Source organism: Burkholderia sp. ABCPW 14, assembly GCF_001523835.1.
GTDB classification, from domain to species: Bacteria; Pseudomonadota; Gammaproteobacteria; order Burkholderiales; family Burkholderiaceae; genus Burkholderia; species Burkholderia mayonis.
On record NZ_LOVS01000149.1, the window covers coordinates 52,848 to 67,187 of the forward strand.

At 63.7% G+C, this 14,340-nt stretch carries 12 protein-coding genes and 1 pseudogene; 10 read left to right on the top strand and 3 right to left on the bottom strand.

Going from position 1 to position 14,340, the window contains the following annotated elements:
- Nucleotides 1–69 precede the first annotated feature (69 nt).
- On the top strand, nt 70–1,488 hold the full coding sequence (locus WS62_RS23680) for an amidase (protein ID WP_066576005.1): 1,419 nt from the start codon (nt 70–72) through the stop codon (nt 1,486–1,488).
- A 501-nt stretch (nt 1,489–1,989) separates the two neighbouring features.
- On the opposite strand, the gene WS62_RS23685 is transcribed toward WS62_RS23680, so the two are convergent.
- Nucleotides 1,990–2,124 (bottom strand): entericidin A/B family lipoprotein, encoded by a 135-nt coding sequence (locus WS62_RS23685; protein WP_066494448.1) that lies wholly within the window; start codon nt 2,122–2,124, stop codon nt 1,990–1,992.
- Nucleotides 2,125–2,388: 264 nt separating this feature from the next.
- Between WS62_RS23685 and WS62_RS23690 the strand changes: the two genes are divergently transcribed.
- From WS62_RS23690 to WS62_RS23720, 7 genes are all read left to right on the top strand, one after another.
- Nucleotides 2,389–3,684, top strand: a complete 1,296-nt coding sequence (locus WS62_RS23690; RefSeq protein WP_066576008.1) for an aspartate carbamoyltransferase — start codon at nt 2,389–2,391, stop codon at nt 3,682–3,684.
- Between the two features lie 593 nt (nt 3,685–4,277).
- On the top strand, nt 4,278–6,524 hold the full coding sequence (locus WS62_RS23695; protein ID WP_066576010.1) for a TonB-dependent receptor: 2,247 nt from the start codon (nt 4,278–4,280) through the stop codon (nt 6,522–6,524).
- Nucleotides 6,525–6,528: 4 nt separating this feature from the next.
- On the top strand, nt 6,529–7,269 hold the full coding sequence (locus tag WS62_RS23700; RefSeq protein WP_066576012.1) for a tetratricopeptide repeat protein: 741 nt from the start codon (nt 6,529–6,531) through the stop codon (nt 7,267–7,269).
- Nucleotides 7,266–7,949 (top strand): Fe2+-dependent dioxygenase, encoded by a 684-nt coding sequence (locus tag WS62_RS23705; protein ID WP_066576015.1) that lies wholly within the window; start codon nt 7,266–7,268, stop codon nt 7,947–7,949. Before WS62_RS23700 ends, WS62_RS23705 begins: the two co-directional genes overlap by 4 nt.
- A 555-nt stretch (nt 7,950–8,504) precedes the next feature.
- Nucleotides 8,505–8,753, top strand: coding sequence for a transposase (locus tag WS62_RS23710; protein WP_156441106.1), 249 nt, complete (start codon nt 8,505–8,507; stop codon nt 8,751–8,753).
- Between the two features lie 388 nt (nt 8,754–9,141).
- A complete protein-coding gene (locus WS62_RS37595) occupies nt 9,142–9,702 on the top strand; it encodes a hypothetical protein (protein WP_197422909.1) in 561 nt (186 codons plus the stop codon).
- Nucleotides 9,703–9,730: 28 nt separating this feature from the next.
- Nucleotides 9,731–10,900, top strand: coding sequence for a phosphodiester glycosidase family protein (locus WS62_RS23720; RefSeq protein ID WP_197422910.1), 1,170 nt, complete (start codon nt 9,731–9,733; stop codon nt 10,898–10,900).
- Between the two features lie 189 nt (nt 10,901–11,089).
- On the opposite strand, the pseudogene WS62_RS34730 reads toward WS62_RS23720, so the two are convergent.
- Both WS62_RS34730 and WS62_RS23730 read right to left on the bottom strand, forming a co-directional pair.
- A pseudogene (locus WS62_RS34730) lies at nt 11,090–11,604 on the bottom strand (transposase); the annotation flags it as partial.
- A gap of 851 nt (nt 11,605–12,455) precedes the next feature.
- Nucleotides 12,456–13,103 (bottom strand): cysteine hydrolase family protein, encoded by a 648-nt coding sequence (locus WS62_RS23730; RefSeq protein WP_082721234.1) that lies wholly within the window; start codon nt 13,101–13,103, stop codon nt 12,456–12,458.
- Between the two features lie 272 nt (nt 13,104–13,375).
- Here WS62_RS23730 and WS62_RS23735 point away from each other — a divergent pair, with 272 nt between their 5' ends.
- A complete protein-coding gene (locus WS62_RS23735; RefSeq protein ID WP_066576024.1) occupies nt 13,376–13,978 on the top strand; it encodes a nucleotidyltransferase family protein in 603 nt (200 codons plus the stop codon).
- A gap of 102 nt (nt 13,979–14,080) precedes the next feature.
- Nucleotides 14,081–14,230, top strand: a complete 150-nt coding sequence (locus WS62_RS37600; protein ID WP_010109053.1) for a hypothetical protein — start codon at nt 14,081–14,083, stop codon at nt 14,228–14,230.
- Nucleotides 14,231–14,340: the final 110 nt, after the last annotated feature.

The window sequence follows — 14,340 nt, forward strand, 5'->3', positions numbered from 1 at the left end:
GCTGAAGCAATGAATGCGCAGCTCCGCTGCCATGCCAGCCGGCACACCAAATCCTCCTAATCATTTCAAATGGCCAAGTCCGACGAAATCGCATTTCTTGATGTGGCTCAGGTTTCGGCGCAGTTGCGAGAGCGCCGCATTTCCCCGGTCGAGTTGACCCGCGCGATGCTCGCGCGCATCAGGGCGCTCGACCCCATCCTGAACGCCTATATCTGCGTAACCGAAGCCACGGCATTGGAAGAGGCGAATCGAGCCGAACGCGAACGCGCGGATGGGAAGAACCGTGGGCCGTTGCATGGGGTCCCCATTGCCGTGAAGGACATATTCGACATGAAAGGCGTCCCGACGACGGCAGGCATGCGCATCCTCGGGGATGCCATCGCGACGGAAGACGCCACGGTCATCCGCCGCCTGCGGGACGCCGGTGCGGTCATTCTCGGCAAGCTCGCCATGACTGAAGGCGCGTACGCCGAGCACCGCGCTCCGTTTCCCACACCCCGCAATCCCTGGCACGCCGCATATTGGCCGGGCGCTTCGTCGAGCGGCAGTGGTGTCGCGGTGTCCGCGGGTCTTTGCTATGCGGCGCTTGCGTCGGAGACTGGCGGGTCCATTCGTCTTCCCGCCGCGGCCAACGGAGTGACGGCCATCAAGCCCACGTGGGGACGGGTGTCCCGAAATCGGACATTCGAACTCGCCGCGACGCTCGACCACGTCGGCGTAATCGCACGTTCGGCAGCCGACGTCGCGACGGTCCTGCAGATCATCGCCGGACCAGATCCCGCCGATCCGACCGCGTCGCCGCGCTCCGTCCCTCACGTGTCCACGGAATTGCGTTCCAATCTCGAAGGCGTGCGGCTCGGCGTTGACGAATCGTGGCTTGGAGCGCACCTTGACGAGGCAACCACGCGAGCGATGTCGGACGCCATCGCGATATTGCGTGATCTCGGCGCACAAATCGTTCAAGTGGCGCTGCCCGATGTGAACGGCATGATCTGGGATTGGTTTCCTGTCTGCGCGGTTCAAACGGCGCTAGCGCACGAGGCCACCTATCCGTCTCGCAAAGACGAATACGGCGACAGTCTCGCCATGCTGATTGAGCAAGGGCGCGCGCTGTCCGGTACCGAATACCATCGGCTGCTGCAGCGCCGGCGAGCATTTCGGAGGGAAGTCCTTGCGGTGTTCGATTCCGTCGATTTCGTCGCATTGCCGGTGCTTCCCGCGGGCGTGCCGACGATCGAACACATGTCGAAAATCGACGACGCACTGATTGCGGATATCCACCGCTTCACGTGTCCGTTCAATATGGCGAGCGTGCCGTCGGTGCTCTTGCCGTGCGGCGCTTCCGCAAACGGGCTGCCATTGGTTTTCCAACTGATCGGCGCCCCGTTCGACGAAGCCGCGCTCGTGAACGCAGCCGATGCATACCAACATGTGACCACATGGCACACGAGACATCCGTTCCTGTCGAACATCGCGGAAGGCCGTTGAGGAAGCGCGAATGCACTCTTGACAGGCCTGCGATGCGCCCTCCAGATACCGGCGAGCATGTTGAGCGTACGCGTGAAACTTCGGCGAAGGTCAGCCCAGCGAGCGGATGCGCATTCCCAATCGGTCGTATCCGTGTGGATTTCAGCAACGCCGTCATTTCGCTCCGATTCGATGTCGACGCTCTGGCAATAAGGCCGAAACACGCTTTTTGCATCGGTTTTCATCCAAGCTGCAACGACGCCGCGGTCGTGGGTTTCGAGCCATGCATCGACGTCCATGTGCGCGTGCACGTCCAGTCAATTCTGGTCAAATGAACGGGTCGGAATACCCGCCAACCTACCCATCACCAACCGATGCCTGCGCCGGTCGGCCCCGCGTCCGAGCGTGTCGCGAGGTTAGCCCAAGCGCGCGCCCCGAAACGACGCGGGCCCGGCATCTCGCCGGGCCCGCCCGCGCCGCCGTTTTCACGGCGGCCATCCCTTCAATAGGGAACAACGTCGCTTACTTCGTCTTCTCGGCCGTGTCCGAGATCGCCTGGCCGCCCTTCGAAATATCCTGGCCGACGCCGGCGATCGTGTTGCAGCCGGCAAGCGCGGCGGTCAAGATCAGCAGGGCAGCAGCAATCACGCGATTCATTCTCACTCTCCTTGTCAATGCGGGCTCTTTGCGAGCGACCGACGTATCCGAATCCCTCGCGCACGGCGGCGCGGGGACCGGTCCCGATTATACGGACGCACCCGCTGCGCGGGACAAAGCAATTGTTAAATGGGGTTGGGCGCATACGCCGCGTTTTCATGCGCCGCTGCGTCATCCGTCAACCTGCCCGCATTTTCTGCTTGACTTCGGCTGCCGGCGACCTAACATACGCATCGCGTATACTTTAGAGAGCCTAGCCGACCGATGACCGTTCCTCAGCAAGCGTTCCTGCGCGACGCGATGCGCCGCCTCAACATGACCCGCGAAGCCTTCGCAAACCGCATCGGCGTCAGCCGCCGCGCGCTCGACACATGGCTTTTGCCCGACGATTCGCAGGAATCGCGCGGGATGCCCGAAATCGTCGAGCGCTTCGTCTCCGAGATCGTCACGCGCCCGGAGTCCGCCGAAGGATATACGCAACGCGTAGATTCCCCGTCCCCGCTCGCGAACCAGTTCCTGTTCGAAGGCAAGCCGCAACTCCTGTCCGTCGACCAATTCTCGCGCGATTCGGTCGAGGCGCTCTTTCGCGTCGCCGACGTAATGCAGCCGATCGCGCGCCGACGCAAGATCTCGCGCGTGCTCGAAGGCGCGGTGCTCGGCAATCTGTTTTTCGAGGCGAGCACGCGCACGCGCGTGTCGTTCGGCGCGGCGTTCTGCCGGCTCGGCGGCTCGGTGTGCGACACGACGGGCTTCACGTTCTCGTCGATGGCGAAGGGCGAATCCGTCTACGACACGAGCCGCGTGATGGCGGGCTACGTCGACGCGCTCGTGATCCGCCACCCCGAGCAAGGCTCGGTCGCCGAGTTCGCGCGTGCGACGAACCTGCCCGTGATCAACGGCGGCGACGGCCCCGGCGAGCATCCGAGCCAGGCGCTCCTCGATCTCTATACGATCCAGCGCGAATTCTCGCGGCTCGGCAAGATCGTCGACGGCGCGCATATCGCGCTCGTCGGCGATCTGAAGTACGGCCGCACCGTCCACTCACTCGTCAAGCTGCTCGCGCTGTATCGCGGGCTGAAGTTCACGCTGGTGTCGCCGCCGACGCTCGAGATGCCGACGTACATCGTCGAGCAGATCTCGAAGAACGGCCACGTGGTCGAGGAAACGCACGATCTCGCGGCCGGCCTGAAAGGCGCGGACGTCGTCTACGCGACGCGGATCCAGAAGGAGCGCTTCACCGACGAGTCGTTCGAAGGCTACACGCCGGACTTCCAGATCAACCAGGCGCTCGTCGATACGGCGTGCGGCCGCGACACGCTGATCATGCACCCGCTGCCGCGCGACAGCCGGCCGGGCGCGAACGATTTGTCGACCGACCTGAACCGCGACCCGCGCCTCGCGATCTTCCGCCAGACGGACAACGGGATTCCGGTGCGGATGGCGATCTTCGCGGTGCTGCTTGGCGTCGAGCATCTGGTGCAGCACTCGATGCGCGACGCAACTTGGCGTCCGCCCGCGTATCTCGGGCCGGAGGATGCGGTGTTTCACGGGATCGACTGATTCCGGCGGAAACGCGGCGGGCATGGCGGGCGGCGGGCCGGGCGTCCACCGCCCGTTCGCTCGACGCGCCCGGACGACGTTCGCTTCACGCACCTTGCTTGCGGGCGTCGATTGCATCGACGGCCACCCAGCCTTCCCCGCACTTTTACCGCCCTCTCGATTTCCGCATTCCCGCATTCCCGCATTCCCGCATTCCCGCATTCGCGCGATCCGACGTCTCGCGAATTCCATGCGCGCCGCCGGCCGCCGGCCGCTCCGCCTCCGCCATCGCACTCGCGCGGATCGCCTCGGCGGCCGCCTCCGGGCGCGCGCCTGTCGCCCCGGCCGAGACACGCGGCGTCGGCCGCGCGCCCCGCAGCCTCCCGACGAACAAGCCGCTTGCCGACCAACGTCCACCGTTTACCTCTTTCCATTCAAAGAGATAGCCCGATCCATCGCTTATTGTTCGAGAAAACGTAACAAGAACGCTTCTCATTCATAAAATTATTCACTAAAATGGCGTCCGAAAACAATTTGTAATATTCGGGTGGGATGGCGTCGCGCATGCGATGGCCTCGCCCGATCGAGTCACACCTGGCGAGGAAATACCACCGATGAAGTCGCGCTCCGACGAGTTGAAGCTCGGAAAATTCACCACCCTTTGCAGCGTGCTCGCCGCGAGCCCGGCGTTCGCGCAGGACGCCGCGTCGCCCGCCGCGACCGCCGATCACGACAAGGAGCTTGCGCCGATCCAGATCAAAGGCGCCGCCGAGCACAGCTTCAAGGCCGACTTCTCGTCGTCGGTGAAATTCACCGCCCCGCTCGTCGACACGCCGAAATCCGTCACCGTGATTCCGCAGGAGCTGATCCACAACAGCGGCGCGGCGACCCTCACCGAAGCGCTGCGCACCGTGCCCGGCATCACGTTCGGCGCAGGCGAAGGCGGCAACCCGCTCGGCGATCGCCCGTTCATCCGCGGCTACGACACGCAGGGCAGCATGTTCATCGACGGGATGCGCGACACGGGCGCCACCACGCGCGAAATCTTCAACACCGAGCGCATCGAGATCACGAAGGGCTCGGACGGCGCGTACGGCGGCCGCGGCGGCGCGGGCGGCAGCATCAATCTCGTCACGAAGGCGCCGCATCTCGGCACGACGGCCGAGGCGAGCGCGGGGCTCGGCACCGACCGCTACCGCCGCTTCACCGCCGACGGCAACTGGCAGTTCGCCGATCACGCCGCATTCCGCCTGAACCTGATGAGCCACAACAACGACGTCGCCGGCCGCGACGCGGTGAACAACGAGCGCTGGGGCGTCGCGCCGTCAATCGCGTTCGGCCTCGGCACGGCGACGCGCGTGACCGCGAGCTACTATCACCTGTCGACCGACGATCTGCCCGACAGCGGCATTCCGTACTTCTACACGACGGCGAACAAGCCCGCGAACGTCGACACGATCTATCCGGCGAACGTCGACCGGCACAACTTCTATGGCCTCGTCGACCGCGACTTCCGCAAGACGACGTCGGACATCACGACGCTCAGGATCGAGCACGACATCACGCCGTCGCTGACGATCCGCAACACCACCCGCTACACGGAGTCGACGCAGGACTACATCTGGACGCAGCCTGACGACAGCCAGGGCAACGTGATCAACGGCCAGGTCTGGCGCCGCAACAACAACCGCAACAGCTCGATCAACAGCATTGCAAACCAGACCGAGCTGTTCGGCGAATTCCGCACCGGCCCGTTCAAGCACAGCTTCACGACCGGCCTCGAGCTGTCGCGCGAATGGGGCAAGCGCGACACGTACAACGTCGCGACCGGCACGGGCAATATCTGCCAGCAAGGGATCGGCGCGGCGTCGGGCTACAACTGCACGAGCCTCTGGTCGCCGAATCCGAGCGATCCGTGGGCCGGCTCGATCACGCGCAACAACGACTACGCGCATGCGCGCACCGTCACGAAATCGATCTACGGGTTCGACACGATCGAGCTCAGCAAGCGCTGGCAGGTGAACGCCGGCGTGCGCCTCGACGACTACTCGACCCGCTTCACGGATACCCGCGCAAACGGCGGCAAAACCTACACGCGCGACGACACGCTGTTCAACTGGCAGCTCGGCCTCGTGTTCAAGCCGGCGCGGAACGGCAGCGTCTATGCGTCGTACGCGACGTCGTCGACGCCGGCCGGCACACTGCTCGGCGAAGGGTCCGAGTCGCAGTCGCTGACGCCCGGCCGCGGCGGCGTCGGCCCGAACGCGGACCAGCTCGCGCCGGAGAAGAACCGCAGCATCGAGGTCGGCACGAAGTGGAACGTGCTGAACGACAAGCTGTCGCTCACCGCCGCCCTGTTCCAGATCGACACGACGAACGCGCGCGTCACGCTGCCGGACAACCAGTACGCGATGGTCGGCAACAAGCGCGTGCAGGGTCTCGAACTCGGCTTCGCCGGGCAGATCACGCGCGCGTGGCAGGTGTTCGGCGGCTACACGTACATGAAGAGCGAACTGCGCGACAACGGCAAGAACACCGCCGACAACGGCCACCCGTTCCCGAACACGCCGAAGCACAGCTTCACGCTGTGGTCGAACTACGACGTGACGCCGAAGTTCACGGTCGGCGGCGGCGCGTTCTACATGTCGAAGGTGTTCGGCGATACCGCGAACCTGCGCGCCGTGCCATCGTACTGGCGCTTCGACGCGATGGCGCAGTACCGGATCAACAAGAAGCTCGACCTGCAACTGAACGTGAACAACCTGTTCAACCGCACGTACTTCGATCAGGCATATCCGGCGCACTACGCGTCGATCGCGCCGGGCCGCTCGGCGTTCGTCACGCTGAACGCGCGCTACTGACGCGATGCGGTCGGTATCGTTGAAGGCGCTTTCGTCGGCGTCGCACGAGGATCTCGCCGAGATCCTCGCCGGCCCGCCCGAGCGCGCGGCCGCGTGGGTCGCGGCGGCCGCGGAAAGCGGAATCGTCGAGGCGCAGGCCGTCTACGGGCAATACCTGCTCGACGGCCGGGGCGTCGCGCGCGATCCCGCCGCCGCGCTCGAATGGTTCAAGCATGCGGCGCGCGCCGATCATCCGATGGCGATGAACATGGTCGGCCGCTGCTACGAGTTCGGCTGGGGAACGGCCGCGAGCGCGACCGTCGCCGCGTACTGGTATCGCGGAGCCGCGCGCGCGGGGCTCGACTGGGGCATGTACAACTATGCGACGCTGCTCGCGCTCGGCAAAGGCGTCGACGAGGATCGCGCGGCCGCGCTCGAGTGGTTCGGGAAAGCGGCCGCGCTCGGCCACGCGAAGTCGATCAACCTGATCGGCGGCTTCCACGAAGACGGCTGGATCGTCGCGGCCGACCGCGACGCGGCCTTCGACTGCTACCGGCGCGCGGCCGCCGCGGGCGACTTCCGCGGCCAGTTCAACTATGCGCGCCTGCTCGCCGAGCGCGGCCGCGTCGCGGAGGCGCTCGAGTGGCTCGCGCGCGTGCCGCGCACCGCGACGCCCGCGTTCGTCGCGAAGATGCGCGCCTATCTCGCGGCGTCGCCGATCGACGCGTTTCGCGCGATCGCGGCGCGGCAGGAGTTCGCGACATGATGCTTCACATTCCCGGCGTGTTGACGAAGGAGCAGGTCGCGCAATGCCGCGACGCGCTCGACCACGCCGACTGGACCGACGGCAACGCGACGTCCGGCGCGCAGTCGGCGCTCGCGAAGCGCAACCGGCAACTGCCGGAGGGCTCGCCCGCCGCGCGCGCGGTCGGCGACGCGATCCAGGACGCGCTCGCGCGCAGCGCGCTGTTCTTCTCGGCGGCGCTGCCGCTCAAGGTGTTTCCGCCGCTCTTCAATCGCTACGCGGGCGGCGATGCGTTCGGCACGCACGTCGACAACGCGATCCGCCTGTTGCGCGGCACCGATTTTCGGGTGCGCAGCGATCTGTCGGCGACGCTCTTTCTCGAGGAACCCGATGCATACGACGGCGGCGAGCTGTGCGTCGAGGACACGTTCGGCGTCCATCGCGCGAAGCTGCCGGCGGGCGACATGGTGCTGTATCCGGCATCGAGCCTGCATCACGTGACGCCGGTGACGCGCGGCGCGCGGGTCGCGTCGTTTTTCTGGATCCAGAGCATGGTGCGCGACGATGCGGACCGCACGCTGCTGTTCCAGCTCGATTCGCAGATCCAGCGGTTGACCGCGGAGAAAGGCGGACGCGACGCGAGCGTGATCGCGCTCACCGGGATTTATCACAATCTGTTGCGGCGGTGGGCGGATGCGTAAAGAAGGCTCGCTAACGCATCGATAGGTGCTTTAGAAGCCACTAATCTAACTATGCCAATAAACGAGCATTAAAAGCCGAACAAAACGAACACCGCTGGAGCCGGCGCGCGATGTATGTTCTCGCAGGCATCGATCAAATCATGCTCAAATCGGAATTCCCGTGGCGCCGTCGGGCCAGGCACGCGCATCGGACTCTCCAAAGCACGCCCCTCCGCTCAACGGCTTGAAGCCACGTTCATTGAACCGCTGCCGTGCCGACTTGCAACGCTGAGCGCCGCGCTCAAGCGCAAAGCCGTCTCGCTCAAGCGCAACCGATAACGCGCTCAAAAAAGCGCGACGAAGAGGCCTTCGCCGTGAAGCAAATCACGCTCGCGAAGTTTCAGGAAACGGCACGGGAGAACGCCGCTCGACTGTTGAATCTCGACGAGGCGGGCTTCTGTGGATCGCCTTCGGTTTAGTGTCGTTGGTCACCATGATATCTGCCTCACCAGGTCGAGCGGAACCATTACTGCCGACGCAGAATGATCGACGCACTGGATTTCGGTGCGAATACGCATGATCCATGCCGCTCATGCGGGCACCATCAAAAGCCCCGGCGTCGTGGACTTCATCAGTGGCCTGCTCGCTGCGGGCGATGGCCGCCCGACCGTGATCGTGCCGGACAACGCCAGCATTCGTCACAGCATCGACGCCGCTACTCGCGATAGATGGATGATAGATCATCGAGCACGCCTGTTCTATCTGCCTGCCTACAGTCCCGAACTCAACAAGATCGATATCGTCTGGCGGCAACTGAAATATTGACGGCGCAACTTCGTCACCTGGACCAAGGAAACCATCGACGCCCAGTTCGCTGAACTGCTACGCGGCTACGGCTCCGCTTTCCAAACGAATTTCTCGTGAACAGTTATCGCCATCGCCCGATTTTCCTTGCCCGCTTCTGTCATGCGTTCGCCATCGAACGGCGATAGTTTGATCCTGCTCTTTGTTAATCCCGGATCAATCGAACCCAAGACGCATTCCCCTAGCCACCCATTGGCAACTCGAAGTAGGTAATTCGATCCGGAAAACGACATGAGCGATCCATTCCAAACATTCGCGCCATATTTCCAGAGAAAACGACACTATGCATTCCTACTCAACGAATCGCACGATTCGATCGAATATTCATCGGCAATCACGATTGTCGATCTTGACCTCGATACTCATCTGCCTCGCCTCAGGCAATGCCTGGGCGGTGAAAAGCCCCGAAACCGGCACGCCGGCCAGCCCGAAAATCAAGCAGCCGCCGACCGACCAGCCGGTGGGCAGTTCACCGTCCGCCCCCCCGGCCCGACCCACGCGCGACGTGAGCGTGCAATGCGGCGACCAAACCACGTCGTATTCCGACGACGGGTATCAATACGCCTATTTCGCCAATTGTCTATCCACCTCCGGCAACAACCTGAACATCAGCATCGTGGCCAAGGGCTTCGAGTACAAATGGGGCAGCGCCTGGTACAACAACAAATACGATTCGCAAATCACTGGCGACGTCGTGGTTCAGCGTGATGGCGCGACGATCACCTCGAAGCAGATCAGCCAGCACTTCGACGGCACGTCGGTTTCCGTCGACTTCAGCGTTCCCGCGCCAGTTCCCGGGAAATACACAGTCATCTTCAGCGGGCAAATCAATGGCGGCTACTGGAGCGATAGCGTCTCGTCAGTCGTCAAGGCAAAGAACATCGAATTTTCGATCCCGAAAGCCCAATGATCGATGCAATGTCTTACTGGAGAAAATCATGACCCCGTTGAACCACTCCCTCGACCAACATCCGCCCAGAATCTCGACGAAAATTCTGTGTGCTGCCGCGCTGTTCGGCGCCTTGTCGACCGCCCATGCCGATCAGTACGCCGACACCCTGGCCGCCGTCAAGCAAGCCGTCTCGAAAGGAAAACTGGTCGTGTACCAGTTCGACGAGAACAGCCCGATCCCGTCCGCGCCGCAGAATGAACCCGGCAAGGCGCTCAAGCAACCCGGCTGGCTGGTCGTCCTGAACAATGCGTCGAACTCGCGCAACGACGTCAACCTGTCCTATGCACTGCTGCCGGACTTGCACCAAGGCCCCGAGAAGCGATGCGAAGACAACCCGAAGGCCATCGCTTCCGACGGCACCCGGGAAACGGCCGAACTGTACACGCCCGTCGAGGCATGGGGCGCCTTGAGCAAGCCCTCGGTGATCTTCAATGCCAATTATTTCGACGTGCGCGACCAAGGATCGAGCACCACCTGGCAATCCAACAAGTGCTCTGTCCCGCTTGGCATTTATTTCGACAATCACCCCGTGACGGCCACGCGCAACGACGCAATCACCGGCGACAAGTATTTCGCGGGGCCGAAGGTGTACCTCGACAAGAACGGCAAGAGCTCGATCGTCGACGCCTTCTTCATTGCCGACGGCTCCGCCCAGCCCGGACGAACCGACGTGACCTACAACCTCGTGGCTGGCGACAAGAACGCCACGGCCATCGTCGACAACGCCAACAACCTCATCAAGTCCGGCCAGCAGTTCGTCGCCTTTTCCGGAACGGCCCTGATCCCGTTCTACACCCGCGACGACGTGACCGCGAATCAGCCCGACGCCGGCACGAGCGCCACCACGCGCATCGGGATTGCCTACCTCAAAGGCACGGATCAACTGATGATCTTCGAGGGCGGTTCATACCGGAAAGGCATTACGCGCGCCGAGCTGGCCGGCATCTTCAATGCGTTCGGCGCGCAATCCGCGCTGGAACTCGACGGCGGCGGCTCCGCCGCCGTCGCCGTCACAAAGGGCGCGGCCAGTTGGGCCGGCACCAGCACGACGGAACCGGCCGGCGCCTGCCCCGGCAATGGCCTGATCTGCTCGGCCATCACCCAGCCCTCCGGCGATCCACGCCCGGTTCCCTCCTGGGCCAGCTTCCATTTCTGATGGGGGAAGGCTAAGCGTTGGGCGCGCCGAACCTCGTGTAATGCGCCTCGTCCGGTGGTTCGTCCGATCCGCCGTGCCGGTTTTCGTCCGACACGGCGGCTCCTTGCATGCCGGACCTACCGTTTCGCCGCGATCAACAGTGTGCCGCCCACGGCTCGCTCGCCGGTGGCGTCGGATGGGTGGCCGGCGCTCGGCAATGTCGGCCGGCGTGAGATTGACCATCAGCGGCCGACCATCGGTATCCACCGCGATATACCGCCTGCAGCCAACTACCTTTTCCCGACGTCGTAACCACGCTCGCTGGCCGAAGGCGCCTACCGACAGACTGTCGATGACGCCGGCACTCAGGCAATGCTGCCTGCCCGCCAGTTCCCGGGCTAGCATCACCACCACGTCGTGCAGTGTGCAAAACAGGAACCGCCGCATCAGCCGACGAGACCACCAGTAGACTGTCCGCCATGGCGGGAAATCCTTCGGCAGCATCCGCCAGCCACCGCCCGCGCGCACCAGATAGCGAACGCGTTGACCACCTCTCTCAAGTCGCACTCGCGACGTCGCCCGCGCGATGCCGCGCGTGGCAGCAATCCCTTGACGGCAGCCCACTCAACTTCGGTCATGTCACTCGGGTAACGCTTCGTCTTACGCGCCACCTTCGCCTGGTGTTCCCGCTGTTCTGTTTTCCACGTGAACCCTTTAAGCCACACTCCGGTTCATTTTTCAAACAGGCTCTGAGCGCCGACACAGGTCGGCTCACGCCCGTGACAGTCCGTGGTTGGAATTGTCTCCACAACCTCTCCGCTACTGGTCGAACGAGCCCACAAACGGAGATAGCTTCTTTGCAATTGATGGCCCTCTCGATTTCTTTGTTCCGGCCATTACTCGACGCTGATCCATTTGTCGAGAGCGCTCGCTCAATTTAACCAAATGCGACAATTCGCAACGCGCCAAACATGGTGCGCAACAACATATCCATTCAAACAACCGCTCTTACAAATATCCTCTGATCCGCACTGATAGCCCAGCGAAACAAATTGCGATTAATGCAAGCCAACCAATCGCAATCAAAAACAAAATAATATTAACGGCAAATACGCCCTGATTCGTGTATCACTTAAAATCCGGAGTAATATCGTGAATGATAAAATAAAAATAATGCAGCGATCAGGCCACCGGGAAGGAAGAGGCGCGCCAACAGCCAGTCGGCCTATCTTTGAATTTTATTTTTGGCCGACTCTTCAACGATTTAAAAATCGAGTTAATTAGCTTCGTTGACGCCCCGTTTATTAGCGCAGTCGAACTATAAAATGGCGCCCTAAACGAAATCCACTGCAGCAACTACGAGCTTCCAGCGATTTCTGCGACATCCTCTTCCATACCTCTCACGTCGACCGCGTCCGGCGGAGGCGGAACGAAAAGATTGCCCCGTTCAACGAACTGCCGACCGCTCTGCCAATCCGACGACGGCAGCCATTCGCAGGAGCCGAAGCGCACGAGGATGTCCTCATAGGCATTGATCAACTCATGCTCAAATCGGAATTCCCGTGACGCAGACGGGTCAGGCACGCGCATCGGACTCGCCAAGGCAGGCCCCTCGCCGTCTGTCGCGATAATGTCGGCCGCCGAGTGCCTGAACGGCTACCAGCGCATAGCAGGATGGCGGTGCCGTTCGTGATCGCGCATTATCACTCAGCGGTCCCCCTGAACCGCTCATTCTTGAACTCCCGGATGATCGTGTATTCACGACGCGCTGGTCGAACGTGAAGCACGCGTCGCCCGCGACGTTCGTTTCGAACCCGAGATTCCCCGCCGAGCGCGCGGTCAACTCGACCGAATTGTTCGTGATCACGCCCGCGATCACGACCTGCGCGATTGGCCACTCGTGCAGCCAGCGCGTCGTAAGCCCGGTCGCCGCGAACGCGTCGGGGACGTTCTTCTCGATCATGTGCTCGTGCGCGAGCGGCGCGAACGCGTCCTGAAATTCCGCGCCGGGCTGTCCCGGCCAGAACCCCGAATCCGGCGACCGGGGAATGTGTCGGACGTGCACGATTGGACGCCCGGTTCTCCGCCAGAAATCAAGCAGTTTCCCGGCGCACGCCTCAGCGTCCGGATTGTTGCGGCGTCCCAGCTTCGGATCGTGGACGCCTTTCTGCAGGTCGATGAGCAGCAGCGCGGCGTGCGCGGAAAGCGATGTGGATGCGTCCATATGGATAGCGGACCGGTCGCGAAAGCGAAGACGTAGACGTAGACGAAGCGGCGATTGTAACGACCGCGGCACAGATCGGGATCGACGAAATGTCGCGAACCTTCGTCGACTTCTCGCGCGACACTCGCCTCTACGGCCGCCATCCCGGCGAACGACGACGCCATTCACGGCCCGCCTCCGCCGCCATCGTTCAATCGAAAGGGCTTCCCCGAACTTGCGCGCCGCGCACGCCGCACCGCACAATCGCAGCACCTTCGCCACCGCTTACCGCCATGACTCATGCGTCGCTCGCCACCGGCGTGCTGCTGGCCGCGGGCCTCGGTACCCGCTTCGACCCCGACGGCGTGCACAGCAAGCTGCTCGCGAAGCTGCCCGACGGCACGCCCATCGCCGTCGCGGCCGCCCAACGGCTCGCCGCCGTGCTCCCCGACGTGATCGCGGTCGTGCGCCCCGGCGCGGAAAGGCTCGCGCATCTGCTCAACGACGCCGGCTGCCAGGTCGTGTTCGCACCCGACGCCGAGCGCGGAATGGGCGCGAGCCTCGCGGCCGGCGTGCGAGCGAGCGCCGACAGCTCCGGCTGGATCGTCGCGCTCGCGGACATGCCGTGGATCGCGCCGTCGACGATCGAGGCCGTCGCGCGCGCGCTCGACGTCGAGCTCGCGTCGACCGTCGCCCCCGTCTATCGCGGGCAGCGCGGCCATCCGGTCGGTTTCTCGAGCCGCCATTACGACGCGCTCGCCGCGCTCGACGGCGACACGGGCGCCCGCGCGCTGCTGGCGGCCGCCCCGCCCACGCTCGTCGACGTCGACGATCCCGCCGTGCTGCGCGACGTCGACACGCGCGCCGATCTGCTCGCCCCGCCGCCGCGCGGCTGACGCCGCGTCGTCCGGCAAACGCGCGTCCGATTGCCTATAACGGAAGACGAGACCCGGCGCGTGCCGCGCCGGTCCCTGCGTTTACCGAAATTGCCGACTCCCATGACCGATCACACGACACCGCTGCCGGAACCGCCCGCCGACCCCACCCGCGACCCCGAAGAAGACGCGCTCGCGCCGCCGTCGCCGGGCCACCACCATCACGAGAATCCGCAGAAGCCGGAAGAGCCGCCAAGCAAGGACCCGGTTTGACGCGCTGGCGGTAGGCCGGCGCAACGCGAACGCGCGCACGGATGCCGCCGAGGCCCGCGAGCCAGAATTCGGCTTGATTGCGGGCTCGCGATCCGGTGATCGACCGCGCC

What these genes read in the sequence shown, in the direction of transcription:
- WS62_RS23680 (WP_066576005.1), top strand. Translation starts at nt 70, where the DNA reads ATGGCCAAGTCCGACGAAATCGCATTTCTTGATGTGGCTCAGGTTTCG.
- WS62_RS23685 (WP_066494448.1), bottom strand. Translation starts at nt 2,124, where the DNA reads ATGAATCGCGTGATTGCTGCTGCCCTGCTGATCTTGACCGCCGCGCTT.
- WS62_RS23690 (WP_066576008.1), top strand. Translation starts at nt 2,389, where the DNA reads ATGACCGTTCCTCAGCAAGCGTTCCTGCGCGACGCGATGCGCCGCCTC.
- WS62_RS23695 (WP_066576010.1), top strand. Translation starts at nt 4,278, where the DNA reads ATGAAGTCGCGCTCCGACGAGTTGAAGCTCGGAAAATTCACCACCCTT.
- WS62_RS23700 (WP_066576012.1), top strand. Translation starts at nt 6,529, where the DNA reads ATGCGGTCGGTATCGTTGAAGGCGCTTTCGTCGGCGTCGCACGAGGAT.
- WS62_RS23705 (WP_066576015.1), top strand. Translation starts at nt 7,266, where the DNA reads ATGATGCTTCACATTCCCGGCGTGTTGACGAAGGAGCAGGTCGCGCAA.
- WS62_RS23710 (WP_156441106.1), top strand. Translation starts at nt 8,505, where the DNA reads ATGATCCATGCCGCTCATGCGGGCACCATCAAAAGCCCCGGCGTCGTG.
- WS62_RS23720 (WP_197422910.1), top strand. Translation starts at nt 9,731, where the DNA reads ATGACCCCGTTGAACCACTCCCTCGACCAACATCCGCCCAGAATCTCG.
- WS62_RS23730 (WP_082721234.1), bottom strand. Translation starts at nt 13,103, where the DNA reads ATGGACGCATCCACATCGCTTTCCGCGCACGCCGCGCTGCTGCTCATC.
- WS62_RS23735 (WP_066576024.1), top strand. Translation starts at nt 13,376, where the DNA reads ATGACTCATGCGTCGCTCGCCACCGGCGTGCTGCTGGCCGCGGGCCTC.
- WS62_RS37600 (WP_010109053.1), top strand. Translation starts at nt 14,081, where the DNA reads ATGACCGATCACACGACACCGCTGCCGGAACCGCCCGCCGACCCCACC.